The 1,644-nt window shown below is 34.4% G+C and carries 1 protein-coding gene; it reads right to left on the bottom strand.

The window, feature by feature from the left end:
• Positions 1–28: 28 nt before the first annotated feature.
• Positions 29–1,537, bottom strand: coding sequence for an IS1634 family transposase (locus OM074_RS21050; protein WP_301202685.1), 1,509 nt, complete (start codon positions 1,535–1,537; stop codon positions 29–31).
• Between the last annotated feature and the right edge of the window lie 107 nt (positions 1,538–1,644).

Below are 1,644 nucleotides of genomic sequence, written 5' to 3'. Positions count from 1 at the left end.
TCCTGAGTTCCGCACTGGGACACCCAAATTAAAATTCAAATAATTTAGCTAGAAATTTTTGTTCGTCATTTAAGAGAAGAGTTTCCTTAAATACATTACCGTTTGTAGGATCAACAATTTCTATTGCGTAGATAGACTTTGCAATGTCAATAGCTTTCTCTGGGCTCATATTGTCTGTTTTAAGTTTAAGTTGCCTTTCAAGTTCTTTGTAAACTTTATATGCAATAAAATTAATAGTGATGTGGGCCTCAATTCTTTTTTGTAGCCTATGGTAGATTGGTCGAATTTTTAAGTCATGCTTAGAAACTCTAAATGCTTTCTCAATCTTCCATAATTGTCCATAATTGCAGATAATCTCTTGCTTTGTCAGTGTTGTATTAGTCAGGTAACCTTTTAGTCCATCCCATGAAGCATCCTCTTCAAATTTTTCATGATCGATACTAATATTTACATCGCCTTCCAATTGTAAATATTTATTGTATCCCCGGTTGTTTATTGATGATTTGGTCAGTTTACCTGATTTGATTTTCTGTTCCAACTTCATCAATCCCCTTTGTCTATTATGCTTGTCTTTTTTTGCCCTCTTTTCTGTGTATCCTACAATTAACCTTGTGCCATCTGTTTTAGGAATAACAGCACTGGATTTATCTTCAAGATTTAGGGCAAGTATTTTTTCTTTAATCGACTTGCTTTCATTTTTTATGCGGGCGCCAAGAATAAACTCATAACCTTTCTCCTGAAGATCTTTAACATTAGATGATGAAAGTAAGCCGGAATCGGCTACAACAACTAACTTTCTCAGGTCATATTTGTTTTTAAATGCATCTATAATGGGAAGCATGGTATGACCTTCAAATTTGTTTCCTTCATGGATATCATATGCTAACGGATACCCTTCAACTCCAACAAGAAGTCCTAATACAATCTGTGGATTTTGGTGTCTCCCTTCTTTGGAAAAACCTCGCTTTCTCACATCATCTTCATTGTCTATTTGGAAGTATATCGTTGTAACATCGTAGAAAACGACACTAACAATACCGCCAAGCACCTTCTTGGTATGCTCATAACTAATTTGTTGAAGATCCTCTTTGTAGTCTGAATAAATCTTGTCTAAATATCTGTAAATCCGGTCTTCTTTAATATCTATCGAAAAGTACCTGTATAAATATTGAGTTGTTTTTAGTTTACTGGCCGGATGAGATAATCGAATCAGGACTAATTGTTTTAACAAGTCATTGCAGACATTATCAAATCCAATCTCTGTATAAATTCTTCCTATCAGCAGATGGACTCCTTCTATTGAAATGTTGCGAATGCTTTGTTTGACTGTTTCTTTAAAGTCTTGAGCAGAGAAATCAAACGTTTGCTGACCTTCATAATGCGAGATGTAATCAACTCCTTGTTGATAAAACATTTCTATATCTGTATCTACAGAGGAACTTCCAATGGTTTTAATCACTTTATATTTTCCTGAGCTCTTATCAATGACTTGCACACTGATAACTCCACTTTTGTTCTTCTTTTTTCGCACAAACATGGTGTAAATATAAGGCTGGGACACCCAAAATAGCAACTAAAATTAGCTTATTACACTGTAGTAGTGAATGTTAATGTTTTTTACCTAAAAAAAGTGCGGAACTCAGG

The organism is Plebeiibacterium marinum, assembly GCF_026013615.1.
Classification (GTDB): domain Bacteria; phylum Bacteroidota; class Bacteroidia; order Bacteroidales; family Marinilabiliaceae; genus Saccharicrinis; species Saccharicrinis marinus_A.
This window is presented reverse-complemented; position numbering and strand designations above follow the sequence as displayed.